16 protein-coding genes and 1 pseudogene are annotated in these 15,040 nt (G+C 70.2%); 13 read left to right on the forward strand and 4 right to left on the reverse strand.

What is annotated here, in order from left to right; all coding sequences use genetic code 11:
• The first annotated feature begins 10 nt into the window (after window positions 1–10).
• Genes hisD through hisI form a run of 8 tightly spaced genes read left to right on the forward strand, consistent with a single transcriptional unit; the run spans window position 11 to window position 6,345 of the window.
• Window positions 11–1,324, forward strand: coding sequence for a histidinol dehydrogenase (gene hisD / locus BN977_RS16995; protein ID WP_036399804.1), 1,314 nt, complete (start codon window positions 11–13; stop codon window positions 1,322–1,324).
• Window positions 1,324–2,442, forward strand: a complete 1,119-nt coding sequence (locus BN977_RS17000; protein ID WP_036399807.1) for a histidinol-phosphate transaminase — start codon at window positions 1,324–1,326, stop codon at window positions 2,440–2,442. The genes hisD and BN977_RS17000 overlap by 1 nt, the downstream gene beginning before the upstream one ends.
• Window positions 2,439–3,059 carry an imidazoleglycerol-phosphate dehydratase HisB gene (gene hisB, locus BN977_RS17005; protein ID WP_036399810.1) on the forward strand — a complete coding sequence of 207 codons (621 nt, stop codon included), beginning with the start codon at window positions 2,439–2,441 and terminating at the stop codon, window positions 3,057–3,059. Before BN977_RS17000 ends, hisB begins: the two co-directional genes overlap by 4 nt.
• On the forward strand, window positions 3,056–3,676 hold the full coding sequence (hisH, locus tag BN977_RS17010; protein WP_024454013.1) for an imidazole glycerol phosphate synthase subunit HisH: 621 nt from the start codon (window positions 3,056–3,058) through the stop codon (window positions 3,674–3,676). The genes hisB and hisH overlap by 4 nt, the downstream gene beginning before the upstream one ends.
• Window positions 3,673–4,407 (forward strand): bifunctional 1-(5-phosphoribosyl)-5-((5-phosphoribosylamino)methylideneamino)imidazole-4-carboxamide isomerase/phosphoribosylanthranilate isomerase PriA, encoded by a 735-nt coding sequence (gene priA, locus BN977_RS17015; RefSeq protein ID WP_024454014.1) that lies wholly within the window; start codon window positions 3,673–3,675, stop codon window positions 4,405–4,407. Before hisH ends, priA begins: the two co-directional genes overlap by 4 nt.
• 5 nt (window positions 4,408–4,412) lie before the next feature.
• Window positions 4,413–5,225 (forward strand): inositol monophosphatase family protein, encoded by an 813-nt coding sequence (locus tag BN977_RS17020; RefSeq protein WP_024454015.1) that lies wholly within the window; start codon window positions 4,413–4,415, stop codon window positions 5,223–5,225.
• Window positions 5,222–6,001, forward strand: a complete 780-nt coding sequence (hisF, locus tag BN977_RS17025) for an imidazole glycerol phosphate synthase subunit HisF (protein ID WP_036399813.1) — start codon at window positions 5,222–5,224, stop codon at window positions 5,999–6,001. Before BN977_RS17020 ends, hisF begins: the two co-directional genes overlap by 4 nt.
• Entirely contained in the window at window positions 5,998–6,345 is a 348-nt protein-coding gene (gene hisI, locus BN977_RS17030; protein ID WP_036399815.1) for a phosphoribosyl-AMP cyclohydrolase, read from the forward strand. Before hisF ends, hisI begins: the two co-directional genes overlap by 4 nt.
• Window position 6,346: 1 nt before the next feature.
• On the opposite strand, the gene BN977_RS17035 is transcribed toward hisI, so the two are convergent.
• Window positions 6,347–6,589 carry a hypothetical protein gene (locus BN977_RS17035; protein ID WP_024454018.1) on the reverse strand — a complete coding sequence of 81 codons (243 nt, stop codon included), beginning with the start codon at window positions 6,587–6,589 and terminating at the stop codon, window positions 6,347–6,349.
• A gap of 87 nt (window positions 6,590–6,676) precedes the next feature.
• Here BN977_RS17035 and BN977_RS17040 point away from each other — a divergent pair, with 87 nt between their 5' ends.
• Together BN977_RS17040 and BN977_RS17045 are read left to right on the forward strand one after the other, a co-directional pair.
• Entirely contained in the window at window positions 6,677–8,299 is a 1,623-nt protein-coding gene (locus BN977_RS17040) for an N-6 DNA methylase (protein ID WP_036399817.1), read from the forward strand.
• Window positions 8,289–9,299: a hypothetical protein gene (locus BN977_RS17045; protein ID WP_036399819.1), complete on the forward strand. Its 1,011-nt coding sequence runs from the start codon at window positions 8,289–8,291 to the stop codon at window positions 9,297–9,299. The genes BN977_RS17040 and BN977_RS17045 overlap by 11 nt, the downstream gene beginning before the upstream one ends.
• Here the strand turns inward: BN977_RS17045 and BN977_RS17050 are convergent.
• Both BN977_RS17050 and BN977_RS17055 read right to left on the reverse strand, forming a co-directional pair.
• Window positions 9,296–10,093 carry an ABC transporter ATP-binding protein gene (locus tag BN977_RS17050; protein WP_036399821.1) on the reverse strand — a complete coding sequence of 266 codons (798 nt, stop codon included), beginning with the start codon at window positions 10,091–10,093 and terminating at the stop codon, window positions 9,296–9,298. The genes BN977_RS17045 and BN977_RS17050 overlap by 4 nt on opposite strands.
• The gene (locus BN977_RS17055) at window positions 10,090–10,776 is read right to left on the reverse strand and encodes a FadR/GntR family transcriptional regulator (protein WP_227456248.1); all 687 of its coding nucleotides are present in this window, start codon (window positions 10,774–10,776) and stop codon (window positions 10,090–10,092) included. Before BN977_RS17055 ends, BN977_RS17050 begins: the two co-directional genes overlap by 4 nt.
• Window positions 10,777–10,966: 190 nt before the next feature.
• Here BN977_RS17055 and BN977_RS17060 point away from each other — a divergent pair.
• Window positions 10,967–12,295 (forward strand): annotated as a pseudogene (locus BN977_RS17060) (2-isopropylmalate synthase); the annotation flags it as partial.
• A gap of 4 nt (window positions 12,296–12,299) precedes the next feature.
• Here the strand turns inward: BN977_RS17060 and BN977_RS17065 are convergent.
• Window positions 12,300–12,764 carry a peroxiredoxin gene (locus BN977_RS17065; protein WP_036399826.1) on the reverse strand — a complete coding sequence of 155 codons (465 nt, stop codon included), beginning with the start codon at window positions 12,762–12,764 and terminating at the stop codon, window positions 12,300–12,302.
• An 81-nt stretch (window positions 12,765–12,845) separates the two neighbouring features.
• On the opposite strand from BN977_RS17065, the gene BN977_RS17070 reads away from it, so the two are divergent.
• Together BN977_RS17070 and BN977_RS17075 are read left to right on the forward strand one after the other, a co-directional pair.
• Window positions 12,846–14,399, forward strand: a complete 1,554-nt coding sequence (locus BN977_RS17070; RefSeq protein ID WP_051561602.1) for an anthranilate synthase component I — start codon at window positions 12,846–12,848, stop codon at window positions 14,397–14,399.
• Window positions 14,396–14,995, forward strand: coding sequence for a TIGR02234 family membrane protein (locus BN977_RS17075; protein ID WP_024452616.1), 600 nt, complete (start codon window positions 14,396–14,398; stop codon window positions 14,993–14,995). Before BN977_RS17070 ends, BN977_RS17075 begins: the two co-directional genes overlap by 4 nt.
• The last annotated feature ends 45 nt before the right edge of the window (window positions 14,996–15,040 follow it).

Consider the following 15,040-nt stretch of genomic DNA (forward strand, 5'->3'; position numbering starts at 1 on the left):
ACAACCCGTCATGGCCCGCATCGATCTGCGGGGCACCACGCTGTCGGCGGCCCGGCTGCGCGGCGTCCTGCCGCGCGGTGGTGTCGACGTCGACGCCGTACTGCCCACGGTGCGTCCCGTCGTCGCCGACGTCGCCGAACGCGGTGCGCAGGCCGCCCTGGAGTACGGCGAGAGGTTCGACGGGGTGCGCCCAGACACCGTGCGGGTGCCGGTCGCCGCGCTGACCGAGGCGCTGGCCGCACTGCCCGTCGACGTCCGCGCCGCCCTGGAGGTGGCCATCGAACGGACCCGCGCGGTGCACGCCGACCAGCGCCGCACCGACACCACCACCACGCTGGCGCCGGGGGCGACGGTCACCGAACGCTGGGTTCCGGTGGAGCGGGTGGGCCTGTACGTGCCCGGCGGCAACGCCGTCTACCCGTCCAGCGTGGTGATGAACGTGGTGCCCGCGCAGACCGCGGGGGTGGACTCGCTGGTGATCGCCAGCCCGCCGCAGAAGGAGTTCGGCGGCCGGCCGCACCCGACCATCCTGGCCGCCGCGGCGCTGCTGGGCGTGGACGAGGTGTGGGCCGTCGGCGGTGCGCAGGCGGTCGCGCTGCTGGCGTACGGCGGCACCGACCTGGATGGAAGCGAACTGCCCCCGGTGGACATGATCACCGGACCCGGCAACATCTACGTGACTGCCGCCAAGCGCATCTGCCGCTCGCAGGTCGGTATCGACGCCGAGGCCGGGCCCACCGAGATCGCCATCCTGGCCGACCACACCGCCGACCCCGTGCACATCGCCGCCGATCTGATCAGCCAGGCCGAGCACGACGAGATGGCCGCCAGCGTGCTGGTCACCGACAGCGCGGCGCTGGCCGACGCGGCTGATGTTCAGGTCGCCGAGCAGCTTCGCACCACCGTGCACCGCGAACGGGTCACCGCCGCGCTCACCGGCAGCCAATCGGCCATCGTCCTGGTCGACGATGTCGAGGCTGGCGTGAAGGTGGTGAACGCCTACGCCGCCGAGCATCTGGAGATCCAGACCGACGATGCCGCCGCGGTGGCCGACCGGATCCGTTCGGCGGGAGCCATTTTCGTCGGCGCCTGGTCCCCGGTCAGTCTGGGTGACTACTGCGCGGGTTCCAATCACGTGCTGCCCACCGCGGGCTGCGCGCGGCACTCCAGCGGCCTGTCGGTGCAGACCTTCCTGCGCGGTATCCACGTCGTCGAATACGACGAGGCCGCGCTCAAAGACGTGTCAGGCCATGTGATCACGCTGTCGCAGGCGGAAAACCTGCCCGCGCACGGCGAGGCGGTACGACGGAGGTTCGAACGCTAGTGTCCCGGATATCCCTCGATGACCTGCCGCTGCGGGACAACCTGCGCGGCAAGAGTCCCTACGGTGCGCCGCAGTTGCAGGTGCCGGTGCGGCTCAACACCAACGAGAACCCGCACCCGCCGAGCCAGGCGCTCGTCGACGACGTCGCGGCGTCGGTGCGCGACGCCGCGTCGGACCTGCACCGCTATCCCGACCGGGACGCGGTCACCCTGCGTGCCGACCTGGCGGCCTACCTGAGCGCCCAGACCGGTGTCCCGGTCGCCACCGAGAACGTCTGGGCGGCAAACGGTTCCAACGAGATCCTGCAGCAGTTGCTGCAGGCGTTCGGCGGGCCGGGCCGCACCGCCATGGGCTTCGTGCCGTCCTACTCGATGCACCCGATCATCTCCGACGGCACCCAGACCGAATGGCTGCAGGCGGCCAGGTCCGAGGACTTCGGTCTGGACACCGCCGTGGCGGTCGCCGCCGTCAAGGAACACCAGCCCGATGTGGTGTTCCTGGCCAGCCCGAACAACCCGTCGGGCCAGAGCATCACCGTCGACGAACTGCGCCAGCTGCTCGAGGTGGCCCCCGGTGTGGTGATCGTCGACGAGGCCTACGGCGAGTTCTCCTCCCAGCCCAGCGCCATCGGGCTGATCGCCGAGTACCCGGCCAAACTGATCGTCACCCGCACCATGAGCAAGGCGTTCGCCTTCGCCGGCGGCCGGCTGGGCTACCTGGTCGCCGACCCGGCCGTCATCGAGGCCCTGCTGCTGGTGCGGCTGCCGTATCACCTGTCCTCGCTGACCCAGGCCGCCGCGCGCGCCGCGCTGCGCCACGCCGACGACACGCTGGGTAGCGTGGCGCTGCTCATCGCCGAGCGCAACCGGGTGTCGAAGGCCTTGTCCGAGATGGGCTTCCGGGTCATCCCCAGTGACGCCAACTTTGTGCTCTACGGCGAGTTCGCCGACGCGCCCGCGGTCTGGCATCGCTACCTGGACGCCGGTGTGCTGATCCGCGACGTCGGCATCCCCGGCTTCCTGCGCGCCACCATCGGCCTGGCCGAGGAGAACGACGCCCTGCTCGACGTCAGCGCCGAGATCGCCGAATCCGCTTTCCCCGCACAAGGAGCTTCATGAGCCGCCGCGCCAGGGTCGAACGTAAGACCAAGGAGTCCGACATCGTCGTCGAGATCGACCTCGACGGCTCGGGCAGAACCGATATCAGTACCGGGGTCCCGTTCTTCGACCACATGCTCACGGCGCTCGGCAGCCACGCGAGCTTCGACCTGACCGTGCACGCCAAGGGCGATATCGAGATCGAGGGTCACCACACCGTCGAGGACACCGCGATCGTGCTCGGCCAGGCGCTGGGCCAGGCGCTGGGCGACAAGAAGGGCATCCGGCGCTTCGGCGATGCGTTCATCCCGATGGACGAGACACTGGCGCACGCCGCCGTCGACCTGTCCGGCCGGCCGTACTTCGTGCACACCGGCGAACCGGAATTCATGGTGTCGTTCACCATTTCCGGATCGGGCGCCGGGCCGAGCGCGCCGTATCACACCGTGATCAACCGGCACGTGTTCGAGTCGCTGGCCTTCAACGCCCGCATCGCCCTGCACGTGCGCACCCTCTACGGTCGCGACCCGCACCACATCACCGAGGCCGAGTACAAGGCGGTGGCCCGCGCGCTGCGCCAGGCCGTCGAGTTCGACCCGCGGGTCACCGGGGTGCCGTCGACCAAGGGCACTCTGTGACCGCCAAAAAAGTGGTGGTGCTGGATTACGGGTCCGGCAACCTGCGTTCGGCGCAGCGTGCGGTGCAGCGCACGGGGGCCGAGGTCGAGGTCACCAGCGACCCGGCCGCGGCCGCGAACGCCGACGGTCTGGTGGTGCCCGGCGTCGGTGCGTTCGAGGCCTGCATGGTGGGGTTGCGCGGCATCGGCGGCGAAGAGATCATCGCGAAGCGGGTGTCCGCGGGCCGGCCGGTGCTCGGCGTCTGTGTGGGCATGCAGATCCTGTTCGCCCGCGGTGTCGAATTCGGGGTGGAGTCCACCGGGTGCGGCCAGTGGCCCGGCGCGGTCACCCGGCTGGACGCACCGGTTATCCCGCACATGGGCTGGAATGTGGTCGACGCCCCCGCAGGCAGTACCTTGTTCCGGGGCCTGGATGCCGACACCCGGTTCTACTTCGTGCACTCGTACGCCGCACAGCAGTGGCAGGGCCGGCCCGAGGCCCTGGTCACCTGGGCGACGCACCATGTGCCGTTCATCGCGGCCGTCGAGGACGGCCCGTTGTCGGCGACACAATTTCATCCGGAGAAAAGCGGTGACGCCGGCGCGGCGCTGCTTGCGAATTGGGTTGAGGGACTGTGAGTTTGATTCTTTTGCCGGCCGTGGACGTGGTCGAGGGCAAAGCGGTGCGCCTGGTGCAGGGCAAGGCGGGCAGCGAAACCGACTACGGTTCGGCGCTGGAGGCGGCCCTTGCCTGGCAGCGTGACGGTGCCGAGTGGATCCACCTGGTGGACCTGGATGCCGCGTTCGGGCGGGGCTCCAACCGCGAGCTGCTGGCCGAGGTGGTCGGCAAGCTCGATGTCGCGGTGGAACTGTCCGGCGGCATCCGCGACGACGAATCGCTGCGGGCCGCGCTGGCCACCGGCTGCGCCCGGGTCAACATCGGCACCGCCGCGCTGGAGAACCCGGCCTGGTGTGCGGCCGCGATCGCCGAGTACGGCGACAAGGTGGCCGTCGGGCTCGACGTCCAGATCGTGGAGGGGCAACACCGGTTGCGTGGCCGCGGCTGGGAAACCGACGGCGGCGACCTGTGGGAGGTGCTGGAACGGCTTGAGCGCGAAGGGTGCTCGCGCTACGTCGTCACCGACGTCACCAAGGACGGCACGCTGACCGGCCCCAACCTGGATCTGCTGGGCGAGGTCGCCGAACGCAGCGGGGCGCCGGTGATCGCGTCCGGTGGGGTGTCCAGCGTCGAGGACCTGCGCGCCATCGCCACCCTGACGGGCCGCGGTGTGGAGGGCGCCATCGTCGGCAAGGCGCTCTACGCGGGACGTTTCACCCTGCCCGAGGCGCTGGCCGCGGTCAGCGGATAACGACCATGGATCCCATCCGGCTGGACGCACTGGTCGCCACCGCGGCCGACATTCTCGATGGGGCGTCGGCTCAGTTCATCGCGGGCCACCGCGCGGACTCCGCCGTCCGCAAGAAGGGCAACGATTTCGCCACCGAGATCGACCTGGCCATCGAACGGCAGGTGGTGGCCGCGCTGCGGGAGCAGACCGGGATCGGCGTGCACGGCGAGGAATTCGGCGGTGAGCCGATCGACTCCGAGCTGGTGTGGGTGCTCGACCCGATCGACGGGACCTTCAACTATGCCGCCGGCTCCCCGATGGCGGCCATCCTGTTGGGCTTGCTGCACAACGGTGCACCGGTCGCCGGGCTGACCTGGCTGCCGTTCATGGGTCAGCGCTACACCGCGCTGGAGGGCGGTCCGGTACGCGACAACGGCGTGGCGCTGCCCGCACTCGACACGCCGACCCTGGCCGACTCCATCGTCGGGATCCAGACCTTCAACATCGACTCGCGGGGTCGCTTCCCCGGGCGGTACCGGGCCGCGGTGCTGGCCAACCTGAGCCGCGAGTGCTCCCGGGTCCGCATGCACGGCGCCACCGGTGTGGACCTGGCCTACGTGGCGAGCGGAATCCTGGGCGCGGCCATCAGTTTCGGTCATCACATCTGGGATCACGCCGCCGGGGTGGCGCTGGTGCGGGCCGCGGGCGGCATCGTCACCGACCTGTTCGGTGCGCCGTGGACCGCGGAGTCGAAGTCCGCACTGGCCGCCGCGCCCGGCGTGCACCAGCGCATGCTGGAGATCATCGCCGCGGCCGGTAGCCCGGAGGACCACCTGTGACCAGTGATGTCGCCACCCGGGTCATCCCGTGCCTGGACGTCGACGCCGGCCGGGTGGTCAAAGGCGTCAATTTCGAGAACCTCAGGGATGCCGGCGATCCCGTCGAGCTGGCGGCGGCCTATGACGCCGAGGGTGCCGACGAGCTGACATTCCTGGACGTCACCGCGTCGTCGTCGGGCCGGTCCACCATGCTCGAGGTGGTGCGCCGCACCGCCGAGCAGGTGTTCATCCCGCTCACCGTCGGCGGCGGGGTGCGCTCGGTCGAGGACGTGGACACCCTGTTGCGGGCCGGTGCGGACAAGGTGTCGGTGAACACCGCCGCCATCGCCCGCCCGGAACTGCTCGCCGAGTTGGCCCGCCAGTTCGGTTCACAGTGCATCGTGCTCAGCGTGGACGCCCGCACCGTGCCGGCGGGATCGGCACCCACGGCGTCGGGCTGGGAGGTCACCACGCACGGCGGCCGGCGCGGCACCGGCATCGACGCGGTCGAATGGGCCCGGCGCGGAGCCGAACTCGGCGTGGGGGAGATCCTGCTGAACTCGATGGACGCCGACGGCACCAAGGCCGGTTTCGATCTGGACATGCTGCGCGCGGTGCGCGCGGCGGTGACGGTGCCGGTGATCGCCAGCGGTGGCGCGGGGGCGGTGGACCATTTCGCCCCCGCCGTCGCGGCCGGCGCGGATGCGGTGCTGGCGGCCAGCGTGTTCCATTTCCGGGAGTTGACGATCGGTCAGGTGAAAGAAGCGATGGCGGCCGAAGGGATTATTGTGCGATGAGCCTCGATCCCGGCATCGCGGCCCGCCTCAAGCGCAACGCCGACGGGCTGTTCACCGCCGTGGTCCAGGAACACGGCACCGGCGACGTGCTGATGGTGGCCTGGATGGACGACGACGCGTTGGCCCGCACCCTGGAAACCCGTGAGGCCACGTACTTTTCCCGGTCCCGCGGCGAGCAGTGGATCAAGGGCGCCACGTCCGGGCACACCCAGTACGTGCGCTCGGTGCGGCTGGACTGTGACGGCGACACCGTCCTGCTCGAGGTCGACCAGGTCGGTGGCGCCTGCCACACCGGCGATCACAGCTGCTTCGACGCCGACGAACTGCTGGCGCCCGAGGCCTGACTCAGCTGAACGGCAGGAACTGGCCGTTGACCCAGACGCCCCAGTGCCCGCCCGAACCCCAGTCCCACCAGACCATCGGGTGGCCCTGCCACGACTCGGCGGGCTTCTTGGGCGCGTTGGCCGGTGCTTCCAGGGCGGGACCGCCGGCATCGACGGGCGGCTCGGCGGCCGCCGTGCCCATGCCGAGGGCGGACCCGAGGATTGCGCCGGCAGCCACCACGGTGGCCAAGACTGACTTCGACATGCCTGAAAGCTTAGCCAATCGAAGCGAATGGTGGGGATGTGACCCTCGGCGCTGTCTTGCGCCGACTTGTCGGTGTCGTCGGACAGAATGACCAGCGTGATCGATTCCGCCGGGGCCCGCAAAGCGCGCGGGGCATTCTTCACCCCACCGGAGATCACCCGCTATCTGGCGCAGTGGGCGGTTCGGGCGCCCGGCGACCGGGTGCTCGAACCGTCGGCGGGGGAGGCGGCCTTCCTGGTCGCGGCGGCCCGCCGGCTGGCCGACCTGGGCGCGGACGCCCCGGTGCTCGACGGGGTGGAGATCCACCCGGCCAGCGCCAGGGCCGCCCGCGCGCGGGTCGCCGAGGCCGGCGCCACCGCACGCATCCGCACCGCCGACTTCTTCGCCGTGGACCCGCAGCCGTCCTATACCGCGGTGATCGGCAACCCGCCCTATATCCGTTATCAGGACTTCCGGGGCCAGGCGCGGGCCCAGTCCCGGCGGGCGGCGCTGCAGGCCGGGGTCAGCCTGTCCGGCCTCGCGTCCAGCTGGGCGGCCTTCACGGTGCACGCCGCGCTGTTCCTGCAACCGGGTGGCCGGATGGCGCTGGTGCTCCCCGCCGAGCTGCTGAGCGTGAACTACGCGGCACCGGTGCGCAAATTCCTGTTCGACAGGTTCGCCACCGTCGAACTGGTGATGTTCGACGAGCAGGTGTTCCCCGGGGCCGAGGCCGATGTGGTGCTGCTGCTGGCCGACGGTTTCGGCGGCGGCCCGTCCGGGCACGCCGTCATCCACCGGGCCCGCAACGCTCGAGCGCTGACATCCGAACTGGCCCAACGGCATTGGGCACCACTGGATCCGTCGGACAAGTGGGTCAGCGGGCTGGTCGGCGCGGCGCCGGTGGATCAGCTGCACCAGCTGCACAACACCGGCCGGTTCGCCACCCTGGACCGCTGGGGCGACACCACGCTGGGCATGGTGACCGGCAACAACGGCTTCTTCGCGCTGTCCCCGGCGCGGGTGCGGGAACTGGGGCTGCGGTCGGCCGACCTGCTGCCGCTGTCCCCGCCGGGCAGTGCGCACCTGCGCGGGCTCACCCTCACCACCGCGCAGCTGGACCGGCTGGGCCAGGACGGCAAGGCGATCCACCTGTTCCGGCCGGCCGGCGCCGGATCGGCTGCCGCGCAGCGCTATATCGCCGCCGGCCACGCGGCCGGGGTGCACCTGGCCTACAAGTGCCGGGTGCGCAGCCCGTGGTTCGCGGTCCCGCTGTTGCCGCCGGCGCATCTGTTGCTCACCTGCATGAACGCCGACACCCCGCGGTTGATCACCAATCGCGCCGGGGCACATCACCTCAACTCGGTGCACGGCGTCTACCTGCACGACGGGCTGGCCGTACTGGGACAGGATCTGCTGCCGCTGGCCGCCCTCAACTCGGCGACGCTGCTGCACGCCGAGATCGTCGGCCGCTCCTACGGCGGCGGGATCCTCAAGCTCGAACCCCGGGAAGCGGACCGGTGGCTGGTGCCGTCGGCCGACCTGGTCGGCGCCCGCGTCGGCGAACTGCGCGCGGCCCGGCGCGCGGTGGCGGGACTGCTGTCCCGGGGCCGGTTGCTGGACGCCGTGCACACCGTCGACACCGCGCTCGGTCTCGGTGACGTGGATTCGATTCGTGCGGCGCGTGATTCACTGGCCACCCGGCGGGCGGTAAGGTCGCGGCGTGCCCGCTGAGCCCGCCGCGAAACCTCCGACGAAACCCTCCGCGAAGGCCACCGCGTGGGCCATCTTCGACCGCATCGTCGCCGATGCCGCCCCGCACGGTCAGCACACCAACCCGTGGCGGCGGACCGACGACACGCTGGTGTATCAGCCCGACTTCCGGGTGCTGCGCCGGCTGCTCGGCGTGCCGCTGTACCTGGACGCGCCGTCCACCACGGGCGTGCCCGCGCTGGCCCTGGACGTCTGGTTGTCCTACGAGCTGCGCCGCGCCGGTTTCGACCCGAACGCGGTGTGGCCGCGGGCCACCGAACCGCGCATCATGCCCAGCGCCATCGCCAACCTGCTCGAGGCGCTGCCCATCAAGGAACGCCAGCTCATCGAGCACCGGCTGCAACGGTCGATGAAGGGGGTGGCCGGTTCCAGCGCCAGTGTGCTGGGCAAGCACTACATGAAGCAGGTCGACATCGTGATGTCGGACTGGGACACCGGCCCGGAGCTGCTGATCAGCACCAAGCGGATGGATTCCAGTTTCGGCAAGAACGCCGCCAACCGGGTCGAGGAGAGCTACGGCGACGCGAAGAATCTGCGGCTGCGGCACCCGCTGGCCGCGCTCGGCTTCGTCTACGGCCTGCGTTCGACCATCCTGACCACCGAACCGGACAAGGCCGAATGGCTGATCGACCTGCTGGCCAAACTCGGCACCGAGGACGACGCCTACCACGCCGTCGCGCTCATCATGATCGACTATGACAGCGACGGCGCCCCGCCCGCCGAGGATGAGGTCGACAGCCTCGAAAACGCCGAGCCCGACGTGCTTTTCGACATCGTCGACGTCGAGACCGCGGCGGTGGACGCGGCGCTGGCGGCGCTGCCGGACATCACCATCCGCCACGACACCGTCCCGCCCGAGCTGGCGCCGGCACGGTTCCTGGCGACCATGGCCAACCGGGTGCTGGACACCACGCCGGTGACCCGGCACCGCGAGGCCCGGCGCCGCCGCCGCGAGGCCTAGAGCACCTTCGAACTCGCCTTGGCCCGGGCCGACCAGCGGCCGTCCTCGAACCCGACGGTGACGGGGTGTTCGAAGGCCGTCGTCACATGATCGGTGGTGACGGTCTGTCGCGCGGCGCCGCTGGCCACCGTGCGCCCGTGCGCGATCAGCAGCGCGTGGGTGGTGGAGGTGGGCAGCTCCTCCAGGTGGTGGGTGACCAGGATCGAAGCCATATCCGGATGCGAATCATCCAGTGTGTCAAGCGTTTCCAGGAGCTGCTCACGCGCGGCCACGTCCAGGCCGGTGGTCGGCTCGTCCAGTAACAGCAGCCGCGGTTCGGCGATCAATGCTCGGGCGATCAGGGTGCGGCCCCGTTCGCCCTGGGACAGGGTGGGCCACACCGACTCCGCGCGCGCCGCCAAGCCGACGGTGTCGATCAGTTCGTCGGCGCGGGCCACCTGCTCGGCGGTCGGGCTCCAGCGGGCCGCGACATCGATGGTGGCGGTGATCCCGGTGAGCACCACCTCGCGGACGGTCAGCGGATACTGCAGCCGGTGCCGCGGATTCACGTGACCGATGTCCCGGCGCAGTACGGACAGGTCGGTCTTGCCCATCTGATTGCCGAGCACCCGCACCGTGCCGGAGGTCGGAAAGGTCACGGCCGCGCAGAAACCCAGCAGGGTGCTCTTGCCGGCGCCGTTGGGGCCCAGCAGCGCCCAGTGTTCGCCGGACCGCACGGTCAGCGAGATCCCGTCGATGATCTGCTTACCCTCGCGGCGGAACGTGACGTCGTCGATCTCGAGCACCGGTGTCATGTGAAGGACTCCATCAAAGCGGTCAAGTGGGTACGGCTGGCGGCGGCGGCAGCCTCGGGGGAGCGGGCCGCGATGGCCTCGGTGAGTTCCTGATGGCAGGCGTGGTCGGCGGATTCGGAGAACGTGCCGGGCGGTGCGATCTTGAGCATTTCGATCATGGCGGGGCGCAGCCGGGGCAGGAACGCGTCGAACAACTGCAGGAGCACCTCGTTGTGCGCGGCGGCGATCACCGCGCGGTGAAACGCCATATCGGCGTCGACGTGTTCGGGCACCGATTGACCCGGTACGCCGCGGGCGGCCAGCGTGCGGCGCAGGTCGCGCAGATCGGCCGGGGTGCGCCGGGTGGCGGCCAGTGCGGCGGCCTCGGCCTCGATGGCGATGCGTGCCTCCACGACGGTGGCGATGGTGGTGCGCCGCAGCACGGTGTCCCAGTCCTCGGTGACGTCGGTGGCGGTGACGAACACGCCCGCGCCCTGACGGCTCTCCAGCACACCCTTGCCGGCCAGCTCGCGGATCGCCTCCCGCAGGGTGGAGCGGCCCACGCCGAGCTGGGCCGCCAGCGTCGTCTCGCCGGGAATGCGGTGGCCCAGTGGCCATTCACCGGCGCGGATACGGGACAGCAGCAGCTGGGCCGCCTGCGCGGCCAGCGGATGGCGGTGCACCTGGCGAATCGGTGAAGTCACCCTGAACCTCTCTACTTGTCTGAGGAGTTGTATACAGTGTAGCCATCATGACGCGCCAGCTTCTCCTTCGCCGCCTCGGCAGGGCCTGAACGACCGGCCCCCTGCCGTGGGGCCCTCGTCGCGCCGGTCGAAGTCCTTTCTCGACCGATCGGAGATGCTCATGAACTGGAACCGTCAACAACCCTCGCCGATGCCCTGGCGCCGGTACACCGACGTCTATGACCGCGTGGAAGTGCCGCTGCGCCAACGTCATTGGCCGGACGCGCGAATCAGCGAGGCGCCGCTGTGGGTGCCGGTGGACCTGCGCGACGGCAATCAGGCGCTGGCCGAACCGATGGACCCGGACCGCAAGCGCCGGTTCTTCGAACTGCTGGTGGCCATGGGCTACAAGGAGATCGAGGTGGGCTACCCGTCCGCCTCGCAGACCGACTACGACTTCGTCCGGCTCATCGCAGAAACCGCCATCGCACCGTCGGATGTCACCATCGTGGTGTTCACCCCGGCACGGCGCGACCTGATCGAGCGCACCGTGGAGTCGGTGCGCGGCATCGACAACGACGTGGTCATCCACCTGTACACCGCCACCGCGCCGGTCTGGCGTGACACCGTGCTGGGCAAGGACCGGGCCGAATTGGCCGAGCTGATCGTGGCCGGCGGCCGCGATGTGCTCGAGTTGGCGGGTCACCTGCCGAATGTGCGATTCGAGTTCTCCCCGGAGGTGTTCAACCTCACCGAACCCGACTACGTGCTGGAGATCTGCGATGCCATGACCGGACTGTGGCAGGCCACCCCGGATCGCCCGGTGATCCTGAACCTGCCGGCCACCGTGGAGGTCGCCACCCCGAACGTCTACGCCGACCAGATCGAGTACATGCACCGCAACATCGCGCGCCGGGACAGCGTCGTACTGTCGGTGCACCCGCACAACGACCGCGGCACCGGGGTGGCCTGCGCCGAACTGGCGGTGCTGGCCGGCGCGCAGCGGGTGGAGGGCTGCGTGTTCGGCAACGGGGAGCGCACCGGCAACGTCGACATCGCCACCCTGGCGCTGAACCTGTACGCCCAGGGTGTGGACCCCAAGATCGACTTCTCCGATATCGACCACATCGCCGCCACCGTGGCGCACTGCACGCGGATGCCCATCCACGACCGGCACCCGTACGTGGGCGCGCTGGTGCACACCGCGTTCTCGGGCACCCATCAGGACGCCATCAAGAAGGGCCTGGCCGAGCATCGCGACCGGGCCGTCGCATCGGGCCGGTCGGAACGCGAGATCGATTGGCGCGTGCCGTATCTGCCGATCGACCCGGCCGATATCGGCCGCACCTACGAGGCCGTGATCCGGGTCAACTCGCAATCCGGCAAGGGCGGTATCGCCTACCTGCTGTCCACCGAGTACGGGCTGGAACTGCCGCGCTGGCAGCAGATCGACTTCGCCCGGCACGTCCAAGCGCACACCGACGCCACCGGCGCGGAGATGACGGCCGCGCAGCTGTTCGACCTGTTCCAGGCCATTTACAGCCTCAGCGCGCCCTGAGCACCTCCAGCGCCTTGTCGGCGTGGGTGTCCATGCTGAACTCGCTGGCAATCACCGCCAGGATGGTGCGGTCGGTGTCGATGACGAAGGTGGTCCGCTTGACCGGCATCAGCTTGCCGAGCAGGCCGCGCTTCACCCCGAACTGGCTGGCCACCACGCCCTCGGTGTCCGACAACAGCGGGTAGTCGAAGTTCTGCTGATCGGCGAAGCGGGCCTGCTTGTCCACCGCGTCGGCGCTGATTCCGACCCTGGTCGCGCCGACGGCGGCGAATTCGGCGGCCAGGTCGCGGAAGTGGCAGGCCTCCTTGGTGCACCCCGGTGTCATCGCCGCCGGGTAGAAGAACAGCACCACCGGTCCGTCGGCCAGCAGCCCGGACAGGCTGCGCACGGTGCCCGTCTGGTCGGGAAGCTCGAACTCCGCGACGGTGTCACCCGTGTTCAAGGCAGTCATGGCTGATGACGCTACCGGGCGGATGAAGCGACGGTGCTACGCACGCCGAGGTCACTGTGGTCCGTCTGGGAGGATTGCCCCGTGCAAGAACATTCCCCGGTCGCTCCGCTCCAGCCCGCCGGATCACTGGCATCAACCACCTCACGCGAGGATTTCCGGGCACTGGCAGCCGAGCACCGGGTGGTCCCGGTGACCCGCAAGGTGCTCGCCGACAGCGAGACCCCGCTGTCGGCATACCGGAAACTGGCCGCCAACCGCCCCGGCACCTTCCTGCTGGAGTCGGCGGAGAACGGGCGGTCGTGGTCACGCTGGTCGTTCATCGGCGCCGGTGCGCCCTCGGCGCTGACGGTGCGCGACGGCGAGGCCGTGTGGCTGGGCAGCACCCCGCAGGGCGCCCCGTCCGGGGGTGACCCGCTGCACGCGCTGCGCAGCACGCTGGACCTGCTGGCCACCGCGCCGGTGCCCGGCCTGCCGCCGCTGTCCTCGGGCCTGGTCGGCTTCTTCGCCTACGACCTGGTGCGCCGGCTAGAGCGGCTGCCCGAACTCACGGTCGACGACCTGCACCTGCCCGACATGCTGCTGCTGCTGGCCACCGATATCGCCGCCGTCGACCACCACGAGGGCACCATCACGCTGATCGCCAACGCGGTGAACTGGAACGGCACCGACGAGCGGGTCGACTGGGCCTACGACGATGCGGTGGCTCGCCTCGATGTCATGACGGCCGCGCTGGGGGAGCCGCTGCATTCGTCGGTGGCCACCTTCTCCCGGCCCGCACCGCAGCACCGCTCACAGCGCACTGTCGACGAGTACACCGCCATCGTCGACAAGCTCGTCGGTGACATCGAAGCCGGCGAGGCGTTCCAGGTGGTGCCGTCGCAGCGGTTCGAGATGACCACCACCGCCGATCCCATCGACGTGTACCGGATGCTGCGGGTGACCAATCCCAGCCCCTACATGTATCTGTTCAACGCGCCCGACGCCGAAGGCGGCCTGGACTTCTCGATCGTCGGTTCCAGCCCCGAGGCCCTGGTCACCGTGCAGGACGGCAAGGCCACCACCCATCCGATCGCCGGCACCCGGTGGCGCGGTGCCACCGAGGAGGAAGACGTCCTGCTGGAGAAGGAACTGCTGGCCGACGACAAGGAACGCGCCGAGCACCTCATGCTCGTCGACCTGGGCCGCAACGACCTGGGCCGGGTATGCGAGCCCGGCACCGTGCGGGTCGAGGACTACAGCCACATCGAGCGCTACAGCCACGTCATGCACCTCGTCTCGACCGTCACCGGGCACCTGGCCGAGGGCCGCACCGCCCTGGACGCGGTGACCGCCTGCTTCCCGGCAGGCACGTTGTCCGGAGCACCGAAGGTGCGGGCCATGGAACTCATCGAGGAGGTCGAGCTGACCCGGCGCGGGCTGTACGGCGGGGTGCTCGGCTACCTGGACTTCGCCGGCAATGCCGACTTCGCGATCGCCATCCGCACCGCACTGATGCGCGGCGGCACCGCCTACGTGCAGGCCGGCGGCGGCGTGGTGGCCGACTCGAACGGGCCTTACGAGTACAACGAGTCCGCCAACAAGGCCAAGGCGGTGCTGGCCGCCGTGGCCGCCGCCGAGACACTGGTTGTGCCGTGATCCGGATCGCGCAGGCCCTGCTGGCGCTCGCGGCGCTGGCGTTGTGGGGTGCGTCGCGGCTGACATGGGTGCAGGTGCAGTCCTTCGACGGTCTCGGCCAGCCGAAGACCTCGACGCTGACGGGCGCCCAATGGTCGACGGCGCTGGTGCCGTTGGCGCTGGTGCTGCTGGCCGCGGCGGTCGCGGCACTGGCCGTGCGCGGCTGGGCGCTGCGACTGCTGGCGGTGCTGGTGGCCGTCTGCAGCGCCGCGCTGGCCTACCTGGGCATCAGCTTGTGGGTGGTCCGCGACATCGCGGTGCGCGGCGCCGACCTGGCGCAGGTCCCGGTCGCCGCGCTGGTCGGTTCGTCGCGCCAGTACGTGGGCGCCGGGGTGACGGTGGCCGCGGCGGTGCTGACCCTGGCGGCCGCGGTGCTGCTGATCCGGTCCGCCGCGACCGCGCGCGGCACCAAGTACGTCGCACCGGCCGCCCGCCGGGACGCGGTCAACAGGGAAAGCACAGCGGACGCGATGTCGGAGCGGATGATCTGGGATGCGCTCGACGAGGGGTCGGACCCAACGGACCCGGACGCGGGTTCTGACACGAAGGGTCGGTGATCATCGGTGTGGTGCAGGCGACTAACCTCTAGGCAGATCAATCCG

The organism is Mycolicibacterium cosmeticum (assembly GCF_000613185.1).
Taxonomy (GTDB): Bacteria; Actinomycetota; Actinomycetes; order Mycobacteriales; family Mycobacteriaceae; genus Mycobacterium; species Mycobacterium cosmeticum.